Source organism: Pseudomonas sp. S31 (genome assembly GCF_016648105.1).
Taxonomy (GTDB): domain Bacteria; phylum Pseudomonadota; class Gammaproteobacteria; order Pseudomonadales; family Pseudomonadaceae; genus Aquipseudomonas.
The window spans coordinates 62,998-75,649 of the sequence record NZ_JACVVE010000011.1 but is presented as its reverse complement, the minus strand read 5'-3'; the positions used below and the strand labels follow the sequence as shown (position 1 = coordinate 75,649).

The following is a 12,652-nucleotide window of genomic DNA, read 5'->3' as shown; positions in this document are numbered from 1 at the left end:
CGACGATCAGTGCAAGGCCTCTTCGGCCTGCTGGATCGCGGCGAATTCCTCTTCCGGTGTGCCCGCTACCAGGTGGTGGCGGCTGTAGAAAGCAAAGTAGGCAATTAATACCCCATAGATCACTGCAGCGCCAATCACCACCCGCGGGTCGACCAGGAAGCCTGCCACCACCGCGATGCAGGCCAGCACCAGGGCCACGCCCGAGGTCAGGATGCCCCCGGGGGTGCGATACGGGCGCTCCATCTTCGGCCGGCGGATCCGCAGGGTGATGTGCGCGGCCATCATCAGCACGTACGACAGCGTCGCGCCGAACACCGCGACCAGGATCAGCAGGTCGCCCTGGCCGGTCAGCGACAGGCCGAAGCCGATGATGCCGGGGATCACCAGGGCCAGCACCGGTGCTTTGCTCTTGTTGGTTTCAGAGAGCTTGCGTGGCAGGTAGCCGGCGCGCGACAGGGCGAAGATCTGCCGCGAATAGGCATAGATGATCGAGAAGAAGCTGGCGATCAGGCCCGCCAGGCCCACCAGGTTGACGAAGCTGCCCATCCAGGTGCTGCCGCCGTAGGCCTTGGACAGTGCCTCGACCAGCGGGTTACCGGATGCCTTGAGTGCTTCGGAGCCCGCGCCGCCGGGGCCGACCACTAGGATCAGCAGGGCGAAGGCGAGCAGCACCAGCATCGCGCCGATCAGGCCGCGTGGCAGGTCGCGCTTGGGGTTCTTGGTTTCTTCGGCGGCCAGCGGCACGCCCTCGACGGCGAGGAAGAACCAGATGGCGTAGGGGATCGCCGCCCACACGCCGACGTAGCCGAACGGCAGGAAGCTGCTCGCACCCACAGCGTCGGTTTTGGCGATGTCGAACAGGTTGGCTGCATCAAAATGGGGCACCATGCCCACCAGGAACACCGCCAGGGCGATGGCGGCGATGGCGGTGATGATGAACATCAGTTTCAGCGCCTCGCCGACGCCAAAGATGTGGATGCCGATGAAAACGATGTAGAACGCCAGGTAGATCATCCAGCCGCCGATGCCGAACAGCGATTCGCAATAGGCGCCGATGAACACGGCGATGGCGGCGGGGGCGATGGCGTATTCGATGAGGATCGCAGTACCGGTGAGAAAGCCGCCCCAAGGGCCGAAGGCGCTGCGGGCGAAACCGTAGCCGCCGCCGGCGGTGGGGATCATCGACGACAGCTCGGCCAGCGAGAAGCACATGCACAGGTACATGGTGGCCATCAGCAGGGTCGCCAGGAACATGCCGCCCCAGCCGCCCTGGGCCAGGCCGAAGTTCCAGCCGGCGTAGTCGCCGGAAATCACGTAGGCCACGCCCAGACCCACCAGCAGTACCCAGCCGGCGGCGCCTTTCTTCAATTCACGTTGCTGGAAGTAGTCGGAGCCGACCTTTTCGAAATCGACGGAAGAACCTGCCGGGGTGCCGGCGGAGTGATCGCTTGGCATGGATTCACCTGTTGTTTTTCTTGGGCGCCGGAGGGGTTCCGGGCCAATGGTGATCGGGACTGCAGGAAGCGGGCCAGAGCGGTTGGTGCTCTGGGATTGCAGGCATGGCTTCTTCGCGGGTAAACCCGCTCCTACAGGTCCTGTGCAGGCCTTGAAAACGTAGGAGCGGGTTTACCCGCGAAGGCCGCGACGCGGTCTTAGAAGAAGCCCAACGGATTGATGTCGTAGCTCACCAGCAGGTTCTTGGTCTGCTGGTAATGGTCGAGCATCATCTTGTGGGTTTCACGGCCGACGCCGGACTTCTTGTAGCCCCCGAACGCGGCATGCGCCGGGTACAGGTGGTAGCAGTTGGTCCACACGCGCCCGGCCTTGATGCCCCGGCCCATGCGGTAGGCGCGGTTGATGTCGCGGGTCCACACCCCGGCGCCGAGGCCGAACTCGGTGTCGTTGGCGATGGCCAGCGCCTCGGCTTCGTCCTTGAAGGTGGTGACGCTGACCACCGGGCCGAAGATCTCTTCCTGGAACACGCGCATGCGGTTGTTGCCCTTGAGCAGGGTCGGCTGGATGTAGTAGCCGGTGGCCAGGGCGCCTTCGAGTTTTTCCACCTTGCCACCGGTGAGCAGCTCGGCGCCTTCCTTCTCGGCGATCTCCAGGTACGAGAGGATTTTCTCGAACTGCTGCTGGGAGGCCTGGGCGCCGACCATGGTGTCGGTGTCCAGCGGGTCGCCGCGTTTGATCTGCTTGACCTTCTTCATCACCGCTTCCATGAACTGCGGGTAGATCGACTCCTGCACCAGCGCCCGCGACGGGCAGGTGCACACTTCGCCCTGGTTGAAGAACGCCAGCACCATGCCCTCCGCGGCTTTTTCGATGAAGCTCGGCTCGGCCTGCATGATGTCTTCGAAGTAGATGTTCGGCGACTTGCCACCCAGTTCCACGGTGGACGGGATGATGTTCTCGGCCGCGCATTTCATGATGTGCGAGCCGACCGGAGTGGAGCCGGTGAAGGCGATCTTGGCGATGCGCTTGCTGGTGGCCAGCGCTTCGCCGGCCTCGCGGCCATAGCCCTGGACGATGTTGAGCACGCCCTTGGGCAGCAGGTCGCCGATCAGCTCGACCAGCACGCTGATGCCCAGCGGGGTCTGCTCGGCGGGCTTGAGCACCACGCAGTTGCCGGCGGCCAGCGCCGGGGCGAGTTTCCAGGCGGCCATCAGGATCGGGAAGTTCCACGGGATGATCTGCCCGACCACGCCCAATGGCTCATGGATGTGATAGGCCACGGTGCCTTCGTTGATTTCTGCGGCCCCGCCTTCCTGGGCACGGATGCAGCCGGCGAAGTAGCGGAAGTGGTCGACCGCCAGGGGGATGTCGGCGTTGAGCGTTTCGCGGATCGGCTTGCCATTGTCCCAGGTTTCGCTGATGGCGAGGATTTCCAGGTTCTGCTCGATACGGTCGGCGATCTTCAGCAACACGTTGGAACGGTCCTGCACCGAGGTGCGGCCCCAGGCGTCGGCGGCGGCATGCGCGGCATCCAGGGCCTTGTCGATATCTTCGGCAGTGGAGCGGGGGAATTCGGCGATTGGCTGGCCGTTCACTGGGGAGGTGTTGGTGAAGTACTCACCCTTGACCGGAGGAACGAACTCACCACCGATGTAGTTGCCGTAGCGGCTCTTGAAGGAAACCTTCGCGCCCTCGGTACCGGGATGTGCGTAACGCATGGTGTGTCTCCTGGCTATTGTGTTTTGTTGCGGAGTTGAAAAGCGTAGAGCAAAGGTTGGGCCAGCGTGACGAGCCCTAGCGCAATCAATGACTTGCGCGGTTCGTGGCGCTGGCGCAGGACGCCTCGTGCCAAGGCTGGCGCAGCTTGGGGGTGACATTTCGTACCGTTGGTGACACGCCTGCAGCGGTTGCATTGCAAAGCCTGCCCGGGTGGAGGATGCTGGCGTGAAGTCTCTATCTGCGGAGCACAACAATAAATGCAGAGCAACGACCTCAACCGCCATGCCCGCCAGGTGCACACCGTGGCCCATGGAGCCGCCAGCGGCGACCCGTCGATCGCCCGCTCGTGGCTGCGCTGCCTGGAGGACTACCACCTCGACCCGGCCGTGATCCAGGCGCCGCTGGTACTGGAGCACGAGCGCTTGCTGGAGAGCCGCGAAGCCCTGCGCCAGGTGCTGGAAATCGCTGGTGGCGAGATGAACAGCCTGCACCAGCAACTCTCTGGCGCCGGCCACGCGGTGTTGCTGACCGACGCCCGTGGGGTGATCCTCAACTGCGTCACCGCGTCCAGCGAGCGGCGCGTATTCGAGCGTGCAGGGCTGTGGCTGGGGGCGGACTGGAGCGAAGCCCGCGAGGGCACCAACGGCATCGGCACCTGCCTGGTCGAGCGCCAGGCCCTGACCATTCACCAGCACGAACATTTTCGAGGGCGCCATACCGGCCTGACCTGCTCGGCCAGCCCTGTGTTCGACCCCCATGGCGAGCTGTTGGCGGTGCTCGACGTGTCCTCGGCACGCCCAGAGGTATCGCGCCAGAGCCAGTTCCACACCATGGCCCTGGTGACTCTGTCGGCCAAGCTGATCGAAAGCGCCTATTTCCTGCGTCACTTCGAGCGGCATTGGCTGCTGCGCTTTCATCTGCAGGCCGAATCACCGGGGCTGGTCGGCGAAGGCCTGTTGGCCTTCGATGGCGATGGGCGCATCTGTGCGGCCAACCAGGGCGCGCTGAACCTGCTCGGGTGCGTGCGGGGGGCCGTACTGGGGCAGGCCATGGAGCAGTTCTTCGCCTGCAGCCACGATGAGCTGTTCCAGCGCGCCATGCCCTCGGGCAGCATGACCTGGCCGTTGCGCGCCCGCGATGGTCGGCAGATGTTCGCCAGCCTGCGCGGGCAGGCACCGCAGCCGTTGTGGTCGGTGCCGGCCAGCCTGGCTCCGGTCGCGGGGGTGTGCCTGCTGGACCCTTCCTTGCAGCGCGAACTGCAGCGCGCCGTGCGGGTGTTCGAGCGCGATGTGCCGTTGCTGCTGCGCGGCGAGACCGGCTGCGGCAAGGAGGCCTTCGCCCAGGCGGTGCACCAGGCCAGCCAGCGCCGCGACAAGCCGTTCGTCGCGGTCAACTGCGCGTCGATCCCGGAGAGCCTGATCGAGAGCGAGCTGTTCGGCTATCGCGGCGGCAGCTTCACCGGTGCGCGCAAGGAAGGCATGCGCGGCAAGCTGGTGCAGGCCGACGGCGGCACGGTATTGCTCGACGAGATCGGCGATATGCCACTGGCCTTGCAGACCCGCCTGTTGCGGGTGCTGGAGGAGCGCCAGGTGGTGCCGATTGGCGGGGAGCCGCAGGCGGTGGATGTACGCATCGTCAGCGCCACGCACCGGGACTTGTTGGAGCGGGTCGAGCAGGGCAGTTTTCGCGAAGACCTTTATTACCGGCTCAATGGCCTGGAAGTGGCGCTGCCGGCAGTACGCGAACGCAGCGACAAGGGCCCGTTGCTGGACTTCCTGTTGCGCCAGGAGGCGCAAGGGCAGCGGGTGCGGCTGACGCCCGAGGCGCGCCAGGCGCTGCTGGACTTTGCCTGGCCGGGGAACGTGCGGCAGATGCGCAACGTGCTGCGGACCTTGGTGGCGCTGTGCGAGGACACCCTTATAGGGCTCTCGGATCTCCCCGCAATCATTCGAAGCGCCGGCGGCCCTGTAGGAGCGGCCTTGTGCCGCGAAAGGGCTGCGCAGCAGCCCCTCACTAACACCGAATCCGCCGGGGCTGCGGCGCAGCCCTCTCGTGGCACAGGGCCGCTCCTGCATGCCGAGCGTCAGGCGCTGATGGAAATGCTGGAGGCAAAGCACTGGCACCTGACCCGGGTCGCCGAGCACCTGGGTATCAGCCGCAATACCTTGTATCGAAAACTGCGCAAACACGGCATCACACGTGCTGGCTGAGCAAAACACCGGGTGCGATTTCCCGCGCCCTGGGCTACCCTGCCTCGAAGTTTTGCGAGGTCGACCATGCATATTCACATTCTAGGTATTTGCGGCACGTTCATGGGTTCGTTGGCCGTGCTGGCCAAGGAACTCGGCCACCGCGTCACCGGTTCCGACGCCAACGTCTACCCACCGATGAGCACCCAGCTCGAGGCCCAGGGCATCGAACTGACCCAGGGCTACGACCCGGCGCAGCTGGACCCGGCCCCCGATCTGGTGGTGATCGGCAATGCCATGTCGCGTGGCAACCCGGCGGTGGAATACGTGCTCAACAAGGGCCTGCCGTACGTATCGGGCCCGCAGTGGCTGGCCGACCACGTGCTGCAAGGCCGCTGGGTGCTGGCCGTAGCCGGTACCCACGGCAAGACCACCACCAGCAGCATGCTGGCCTGGGTGCTGGAACATGCTGGCATGAGCCCAGGCTTCCTGATCGGCGGTGTGCCGCAGAACTTCTCGGTGTCGGCGCGCCTCGGCGACACGCCGTTCTTCGTGGTCGAGGCCGACGAATACGATAGCGCCTTCTTCGACAAGCGCTCGAAGTTCGTGCACTACCACCCACGGACCGCGATCCTCAACAACCTTGAGTTCGATCATGCGGACATCTTCCCTGACCTTGCGTCCATCGAGCGGCAGTTCCACCACTTGGTGCGGACTATTCCCAGTGAAGGCCTGGTCATCCACCCGACCACCGAGCCGGCCTTGGAGCGAGTGATCGGCATGGGTTGCTGGACCCCGGTGCAGACCACAGGCGTCGGCGGGCAGTGGCAAGCCAACCTACTCAGCGCCGACGGCTCGCGCTTCGAAGTGCTGTTCGAAGGCGTCGTGCAGGGTGTGGTCGACTGGGCCCTGACCGGCCAGCACAACGTCGCCAATGCCCTGGCGACCCTCGCCGCTGCTCGCCATGTGGGCGTGGTGCCGGCCATGGCCATCGATGGCCTGAGCGCGTTCAAGAGCGTCAAGCGGCGCATGGAGAAGGTCGCCGAGGTCCAGGGCGTGACGATCTATGACGACTTCGCCCACCACCCGACCGCCATTGCCACCACCCTCGACGGCCTGCGCAAGCGCGTGGGCGAAGCGCCGGTGATCGCGGTGATCGAACCCCGTTCCAATTCCATGAAGCTCGGCGCCCACCGTGACGGCCTGCCCGACAGCGTCAACGATGCCGACCAGGTCATCTGGTACGCCCCGGCCAATCTCGGTTGGGACCTGGCGGCCACGGCGGCGCAATGCAAGGTGCCGAGCGTGGTGGCCGACAGCCTCGAGGCGATCATCGAGCGGGTCAAGGGCCAGGCGCGCCCGGGTACCCATGTGGTGATCATGAGCAACGGCGGCTTCGGCGGCCTGCACGGCAAGCTGGCCGAGGCCCTGAAGTGAGCGGACCGGAACGTATCACCCTGGCCATGACCGGCGCTTCCGGGGCGCAGTATGGCCTGCGCCTGCTCGATTGCCTGGTGCGTGAGGACCGCGAGGTGCATTTCCTCATCTCCAAGGCCGCGCAGTTGGTGATGGCCACCGAGACCGACGTGGTGCTCCCGGCCAAGCCGCAGGCGATGCAGGCGTTTCTGACCGAATACACCGGTGCTGCCGACGGACAGGTACGGGTGTATGGCAAGGAAGACTGGATGTCGCCGGTGGCCTCGGGCTCCGGCGCGCCAGCGGCGATGGTGGTGGTGCCCTGTTCCACGGGGACGTTGTCGGCCATCGCCACCGGGGCTTGCAACAACCTGATCGAGCGCGCCGCCGACGTCACCCTCAAGGAGCGCCGGCAGTTGATCCTGGTGCCGCGCGAAGCGCCGTTCTCGAGCATTCACCTGGAGAACATGCTCAAGCTGTCGCAGATGGGCGCGGTGATCCTGCCGGCGGCGCCGGGCTTTTATCATCAGCCACAGACCATCGATGACCTGGTCGACTTCGTCGTGGCGCGCATTCTCAATGTGCTGAACATTCCCCAGGACATGCTGCCGCGTTGGGGCGAGCATCACTTCGGGGTCGATGATTGAGGCGTGCGTCGCTGGTCCTGCTGAGCGCGTTGGTACTTGGCGGGTGTGCCACCGTGCGCACGCTGGACGCCAATAAACCGGGCGCGCCGGTGGTGTACGCCGGGACCCGGCTGGACTTGTACGTGATCAATGGCGGGTGTTGCCCGAAGGACCACTTCGGCGCAGACGCGCCGAAATATCCAGGCCTTGACCTGCCGGGGAGCATGCTGCTCGACACCTTGTTCTTGCCACTGTCGTTGCTGACAGCGGCGGGAATTGGCTTTCAAGCTACGGGTGGGCTGTGAGCCTTTTCGCGGGTAAACCCGCTCCTACAGGTACTCTGCAATATTCGATAGGGGGTAGGAGCGGGTTTACCCGCGAATAGGCCTTTACAGGCGAAAGTCACTTCTTGCCCAGCCTGCGCAACTCATCCGACTCGACGACACGAATCCCGTCCTCTTCCTCCAGCGCCAGGCGCCACAGCGCCCGCGCCAGGGTACAGGCTTCGATCCCGCGGTATTTCCCCGGCATCAACTTGGAGAATGGCGAGGCCAATTTCTCGCCCAACCGTGGCTCGATCCGCTCGCCCAGCAGCAGCGATGGCCGCACGATGGTCAGCTGTGGCCAGTCCTGGGCCTTGAGCGCTTCCTCCATCTCGCCCTTGACGCGGTTGTAGAAAATCGACGACTTGGGGTCGGCGCCAATCGCGCTGACCACCAGCAGGTGGCGTGCGCCCATCTCCCGAGCGCGTTTGCTGAACGCCACGACCATGTCCAGGTCCACTGCGCGAAACGCCTGTTCCGAGCCGGCCTGCTTGAGCGTGGTGCCCAGGCAGCAGTAGGCGATGTCGACGCGCCCGGCGAGTTGCGGGAGGAACACCGCTGGGTCACCTACCGGGTTCTCCAGGTGCGGATGTTCGGCCAGCGGCCGGCGCGTAGGGGCCAGCACTCGGCTGATGGTCGGCTCGTTGAGCAGGCGGTCGAGCAGGTGTTCGCCCGTAAGGCCCGTGGCTCCGGCAAGCAGGACATGCTGAGGCGTCAAGTACATGATGTCTCTCCCTTGTTACACACAAGTCTAGTGGGTAGTAGGCGTTTTCGCCTGTTCCTCCACGGTGGCCTGTGCGTCATTGCGCAAGGCTTCCTCGGCCTGTTGCCGGCGCAGGTGCTGCCAATGCGCCAGTACCGTGGGCGGGGCCCACATCTGCGGTTCCGAGGCGTCGAAACCTTCCCTTTGTTCACGTTCGGCAACATTGGCGCGGGCCAGTTCAAACGCCTGTTTGAGATCGTCGGTCTGGTTCAGCGCCTGGGCGAACAAGGCATCGCCGAAGTAGGTGAAGTCGGCCTCCTCGGAGCAACCGAAGGACACCCGGTCGGACCGCGCCGCTGTCATGATCACCGTGCGGTCGTCCTTGAGCGGGGCGATATAGCCCCCTGAGTAGCAGGCGGAGATGACGATCACCTTGTCGCGGTCCTTGAGCGGCGCCAGCGCGCTGGTCAGCTCGGCGGCCGACAGGTCGGCCAGCTGCAGGCGCGGCTGGTCGAGCACCAGTTGGTGGTCAGCGCTGCCATGGCTGGTCAGGTAGATGAACACCAGGTCTTCGGGGCCGCTACGCTCGGCCAGGGTACGCACGGCGCGGGAGAGGTTCTCGCGGGTGGCCATCGGGCGCGTGGCGAGTTGGTCACGGTGGTTGACCAGGGTCACCTGACCGCGGGCGCCGAAGCGCACCTTGAGCATGTTGCTGACGTAGTCGGCCTCACGCATGAACACGCTCTGCTGACCGTCGCCGGCCAGCACCAGGCTGTACAACTGGATTGGCGGCGCCGAGCGCGGCACCTTGGCCAGCGCCTCGTCGAGCAGCCGGCCCTGGTTGAGCAAGGCCAGGTCCAGCGGGTCGGGCAGCAGGTCGCCGTGCTGGTCGCGCACGCGCACGCCGTTGCGCCACTGGCCGGCCTGTACCTTGCCGCTGGCCAGGGTCAGGCGGCCGGCGCCGTGGTAGGCATCGCTGGCGAAGCCGCCACTGTAGCGGCTGCCGTCTGCCAGTTGCAGGGTGCCCTGGCCGTCGAAGCGCCAATCGATGAAATCGCCTTTGTAGTGGCTGCCATCGCTGCCGAGCATTTCGCCTTCGCCGATGAGCGAGCCATCCTTGAACTCGCCGATCCACACATCGCCATCGGCGCTCTCGAAGCGGCCGCGACCTTCCAGGCGGTTGTCCTTGAACTCGCCGATGTACTGCTCGCCATCGACGCTGTCGTAGGTGCCGCTGCCCTGGAGCTGGCCGTTGACGAAATGGCCGCTGAACCGGTTTCCGCTGGCGTCACTGCGTACCCCGGCGCCGTTGGGCTGGCCCTTGGCGAAGAGGCCCTGGTAGCGGCTGCCGTCGGCCAGTTCCAGTTCGCCCGCGCCCTCGTACTGGTCGTCCTTGAACTGGCCGCGGTAGGTCTGGTCTGCTTGCTTGAGGGTGCCTTCGCCGTCGCGCCGGCCGTGCTTGAAGGTGCCGGCGTAGTGGCTGCCCGGGGTGGTCAGGTCGCCGAGGCCCTGGAACAGCCCAGCGGCGAACTGTCCGCGGTAGACCTCGCCGTTGCTGCCATGCCATTCGCCCTGGCCATGCCATTGGCCATCCTTGAAGGTGCCGGCGTACCAGCTGCCATTGGGGTAGTCGATGCGTCCCTCGCCCTGCAGCAGGCCGTTGACCACCTCGCCCCGGTAGCGTCCGCCGTCAGGCAGGCGGGCATCCGGCGGCGACAACGACTCGCCATCGCCACAGGCGGCGAGCAATAGGGTCAGGGCGAGGGGGAGCAGTGGACGCATGGCGGAACCCGGGCAAAAGATCTACCGAGTATGCCGCAGAATGGGGGCTGCGTAGCAGCCCCAAACGTTCAGACGAAGCTCGTTTAGACAAAACAGAGGGTGAGCGGCTCGGCGATATAGGCCGGTTTGTCCTCGCCTTCGATCTCCAGGGTGGCGATAGCCTTGAGCAACCACTGGCCAGGGCGCTTCTCGGTCACTTCGCGCAGCTCCAGCTTGAGCCTCACCTTGCTGTCGACCTTTACCGGCTGGACGAAACGCACGCTGTCCAGGCCGTAGTTGACCACCATCTTCAGCCCTTCGGGCAGCAGCATGATGTCTTCCATCAGCATTGGCAGCAACGACAGCGTCAGGAAACCATGGGCAATGGTGCCGCCGAACGGCGTTTTCGCAGCCCTTTGCGGGTCGACATGGATGAACTGGAAGTCGCCGGTGGCCTCGGCGAACAGGTCAATGCGCTGTTGGTCGATTTTCAACCAGTCGGACCGACCCAGCTCCTTTCCAACGTGCTGTGCAAGCTCGCTAACCGGTACATGGGGCATGACGGCTCTCCTGAGCAGGGTATTGGTACGAAGGTGCAAGATCATCACGACCGCTCGTTGCCGTCAAGTTGCCTGCATTTTGACGAATATCGGCATAGAGGCGCCGCATGCTTATAATGCCGGCGATGCCCGAAGGAGAGACGTATGCTGTTGCGTGGTTTGACCTGGCTGGTGCTGTTCCAACTGCTGGGTACGGCGATCAACCATCTGTTGGTGCCGATTCTGCCGGGGCCGATCATCGGCCTGTTGTTGTTGCTGTGCTTCCTGATGGCCCGCGGTGAGGTGGGCAAGCCCCTGAACGAGGCCGCCAGTAGCCTGCTGCGCTACCTGCCCCTGCTGCTGGTGCCGCCCGCGGTCGGCGTGATGGTCTATGCCAAGGCCATCGCCGCCGACTTCTGGGCCATCGCCGGTGCCTTGCTGGTGTCGTGCCTGGTCACCCTGGTGTTCGTCGGTGTGCTGATGCAACGGCTCATCGGTCGCCATGCCACGCAGGAGGACAAGCCATGAGCCTCGATTGGCAGGGCACCGTCGATGTGGTGGCGCATCACCCGCTGTTCGGCATCGGCATCACCCTGGCCGCCTACCAGCTGATGTTGGCGGCGTACGAGAAAACCCGCTGGATCTTCCTGCAACCGGTGCTGGTATCGATGCTGCTGGTGATCGGCGTGTTGCTGCTGTGCGGTATCGACTATGCCGAGTATCGCAAGAGCACCGAGATCATGAACATCCTCCTCGGCCCCGCCACGGTGGCCCTGGCCGTGCCGCTCTACCTCAACCTGCGGCGCATCCGCCAACTGTTCTGGCCGATCTTTACTACGCTGGTAGTCGGGGGCGTGTTCGCCACCGTGGCGGGTGTGTCGCTGGGGTGGTGGTTCGGCGCCGACCCTATGATCCTGATGACCATGGCACCAAAGTCGGTGACCTCGCCGATCGCCATGCTGGTGGCCGAGCAGATCGGCGGCGTGGCGGCCCTGGCGGCGGTGTTCGTGTTGATCACCGGGGTGATCGGGGCGATCTTCGGCCCGGCACTGCTGACTCGCCTGGGCGTGGTCAGCCCCGAGGCACGAGGCATGTCGCTGGGTATCAGCGCGCATGCCGTGGGCACCTCGGTGGCCTTGCAGGAAAGTGACGAATGCGGCGCCTTCGCCGCGCTGGCGATGAGTCTCATGGGGGTGGCCACGGCGGTGTTCCTGCCGTTGGCGGTCAGCCTGGTGGCTTGAGGAGTTGTGATGACGCTACCGCTGTTTCCCCTCGATACCGTGTTGTTCCCCGGGTGCCTGCTGGATCTGCAGATCTTCGAGGCGCGCTACCTGGACATGATCGGCCGCTGCATGAAGCAGGGCGAAGGCTTCGGCGTGGTCTGCATCCTCGAAGGCGAGCAGGTCGGCAAGGCGCCGCCGGTGGTGGCGTCGATCGGCTGCGAGGCGTTGATCCGCGATTTCGTCCAGCAGGACAACGGCCTGCTCGGCATTCGCGTGGAGGGCGTGCGGCGTTTCGAACTGACCCAGACCGAGGTGCAGAAGGACCAGTTGATGCTGGGCCACGTGCATTGGCTGGCGGAGCAGCCGGACAGCCCGCTGGCCGAGCAGGACGATGACCTGCTGGCGCTGCTGCTGGCCCTGGGCGAGCACCCGATGGTCGAGGCGCTGGACATGCCGCGCGCGGTCGATGGCCGTCAGAGTCTGGCCAACCAGCTGGCGTATCTGCTGCCGTTCGTGGAGGAAGACAAGCTCGATTTGCTGGCCATCGATTCACCGCAGGAGCGGCTGGTAGAGATCCAGCGGTTGTTGGAGCGCATCCAGGGTGAGTTGTTTGCCTGATCGATCTCGGGTGCTTCTTCGCGGCGGTTCGGCGTCCCGATAAACCCGCTCCTACAGGTACTCAGCCACCTGTAGGAGCG

At 65.0% G+C, this 12,652-nt stretch carries 12 protein-coding genes; 7 read left to right on the top strand and 5 right to left on the bottom strand.

The features are described 5' to 3' along the window. Positions 1-6 precede the first annotated feature (6 nt). Entirely contained in the window at positions 7-1,455 is a 1,449-nt protein-coding gene (eat, locus tag IAE37_RS10650) for an ethanolamine permease (protein WP_201173208.1), read from the bottom strand. 197 nt (positions 1,456-1,652) lie between these two features. After that, positions 1,653-3,173, bottom strand: a complete 1,521-nt coding sequence (gene exaC, locus IAE37_RS10645; RefSeq protein WP_201173206.1) for an acetaldehyde dehydrogenase ExaC — start codon at positions 3,171-3,173, stop codon at positions 1,653-1,655. 258 nt (positions 3,174-3,431) lie between these two features. On the opposite strand from exaC, the gene IAE37_RS10640 reads away from it, so the two are divergent. From IAE37_RS10640 to IAE37_RS10625, 4 genes are all read left to right on the top strand, one after another. Beyond that, complete coding sequence (locus IAE37_RS10640) at positions 3,432-5,384, top strand: sigma-54-dependent Fis family transcriptional regulator (protein ID WP_201173204.1); 1,953 nt, start codon at positions 3,432-3,434, stop codon at positions 5,382-5,384. Positions 5,385-5,450: 66 nt separating this feature from the next. Next, on the top strand, positions 5,451-6,800 hold the full coding sequence (gene mpl / locus IAE37_RS10635) for a UDP-N-acetylmuramate:L-alanyl-gamma-D-glutamyl-meso-diaminopimelate ligase (RefSeq protein ID WP_201173202.1): 1,350 nt from the start codon (positions 5,451-5,453) through the stop codon (positions 6,798-6,800). Then, on the top strand, positions 6,797-7,426 hold the full coding sequence (ubiX, locus tag IAE37_RS10630; RefSeq protein ID WP_201173200.1) for a flavin prenyltransferase UbiX: 630 nt from the start codon (positions 6,797-6,799) through the stop codon (positions 7,424-7,426). Before mpl ends, ubiX begins: the two co-directional genes overlap by 4 nt. Then, positions 7,423-7,710 (top strand): YceK/YidQ family lipoprotein, encoded by a 288-nt coding sequence (locus tag IAE37_RS10625; protein ID WP_201173192.1) that lies wholly within the window; start codon positions 7,423-7,425, stop codon positions 7,708-7,710. The genes ubiX and IAE37_RS10625 overlap by 4 nt, the downstream gene beginning before the upstream one ends. 97 nt (positions 7,711-7,807) lie before the next feature. On the opposite strand, the gene IAE37_RS10620 is transcribed toward IAE37_RS10625, so the two are convergent. The 3 genes from IAE37_RS10620 to IAE37_RS10610 form a co-directional block, all read right to left on the bottom strand. Beyond that, a complete protein-coding gene (locus tag IAE37_RS10620) occupies positions 7,808-8,452 on the bottom strand; it encodes an oxidoreductase (RefSeq protein ID WP_201173190.1) in 645 nt (214 codons plus the stop codon). A 27-nt stretch (positions 8,453-8,479) separates the two neighbouring features. Further along, on the bottom strand, positions 8,480-10,213 hold the full coding sequence (locus tag IAE37_RS10615; protein ID WP_201173187.1) for a C13 family peptidase: 1,734 nt from the start codon (positions 10,211-10,213) through the stop codon (positions 8,480-8,482). 83 nt (positions 10,214-10,296) lie between these two features. Beyond that, on the bottom strand, positions 10,297-10,752 hold the full coding sequence (locus tag IAE37_RS10610; RefSeq protein WP_201173186.1) for a MaoC family dehydratase: 456 nt from the start codon (positions 10,750-10,752) through the stop codon (positions 10,297-10,299). A gap of 144 nt (positions 10,753-10,896) precedes the next feature. Here IAE37_RS10610 and IAE37_RS10605 point away from each other — a divergent pair, with 144 nt between their 5' ends. From IAE37_RS10605 to IAE37_RS10595, 3 genes are read left to right on the top strand one after another with little or no spacing between them, the layout of a single operon-like run. Then, positions 10,897-11,259 carry a CidA/LrgA family protein gene (locus tag IAE37_RS10605; protein WP_201173184.1) on the top strand — a complete coding sequence of 121 codons (363 nt, stop codon included), beginning with the start codon at positions 10,897-10,899 and terminating at the stop codon, positions 11,257-11,259. Beyond that, entirely contained in the window at positions 11,256-11,972 is a 717-nt protein-coding gene (locus IAE37_RS10600) for an LrgB family protein (RefSeq protein WP_201173183.1), read from the top strand. The genes IAE37_RS10605 and IAE37_RS10600 overlap by 4 nt, the downstream gene beginning before the upstream one ends. 9 nt (positions 11,973-11,981) lie before the next feature. Further along, positions 11,982-12,572 (top strand): LON peptidase substrate-binding domain-containing protein, encoded by a 591-nt coding sequence (locus IAE37_RS10595; protein WP_201173181.1) that lies wholly within the window; start codon positions 11,982-11,984, stop codon positions 12,570-12,572. The last annotated feature ends 80 nt before the right edge of the window (positions 12,573-12,652 follow it).

What these genes read in the sequence shown, in the direction of transcription:
- eat (WP_201173208.1), bottom strand. Translation starts at nt 1,455, where the DNA reads ATGCCAAGCGATCACTCCGCCGGCACCCCGGCAGGTTCTTCCGTCGAT.
- exaC (WP_201173206.1), bottom strand. Translation starts at nt 3,173, where the DNA reads ATGCGTTACGCACATCCCGGTACCGAGGGCGCGAAGGTTTCCTTCAAG.
- IAE37_RS10640 (WP_201173204.1), top strand. Translation starts at nt 3,432, where the DNA reads ATGCAGAGCAACGACCTCAACCGCCATGCCCGCCAGGTGCACACCGTG.
- mpl (WP_201173202.1), top strand. Translation starts at nt 5,451, where the DNA reads ATGCATATTCACATTCTAGGTATTTGCGGCACGTTCATGGGTTCGTTG.
- IAE37_RS10620 (WP_201173190.1), bottom strand. Translation starts at nt 8,452, where the DNA reads ATGTACTTGACGCCTCAGCATGTCCTGCTTGCCGGAGCCACGGGCCTT.
- IAE37_RS10615 (WP_201173187.1), bottom strand. Translation starts at nt 10,213, where the DNA reads ATGCGTCCACTGCTCCCCCTCGCCCTGACCCTATTGCTCGCCGCCTGT.
- IAE37_RS10610 (WP_201173186.1), bottom strand. Translation starts at nt 10,752, where the DNA reads ATGCCCCATGTACCGGTTAGCGAGCTTGCACAGCACGTTGGAAAGGAG.
- IAE37_RS10605 (WP_201173184.1), top strand. Translation starts at nt 10,897, where the DNA reads ATGCTGTTGCGTGGTTTGACCTGGCTGGTGCTGTTCCAACTGCTGGGT.
- IAE37_RS10600 (WP_201173183.1), top strand. Translation starts at nt 11,256, where the DNA reads ATGAGCCTCGATTGGCAGGGCACCGTCGATGTGGTGGCGCATCACCCG.
- IAE37_RS10595 (WP_201173181.1), top strand. Translation starts at nt 11,982, where the DNA reads ATGACGCTACCGCTGTTTCCCCTCGATACCGTGTTGTTCCCCGGGTGC.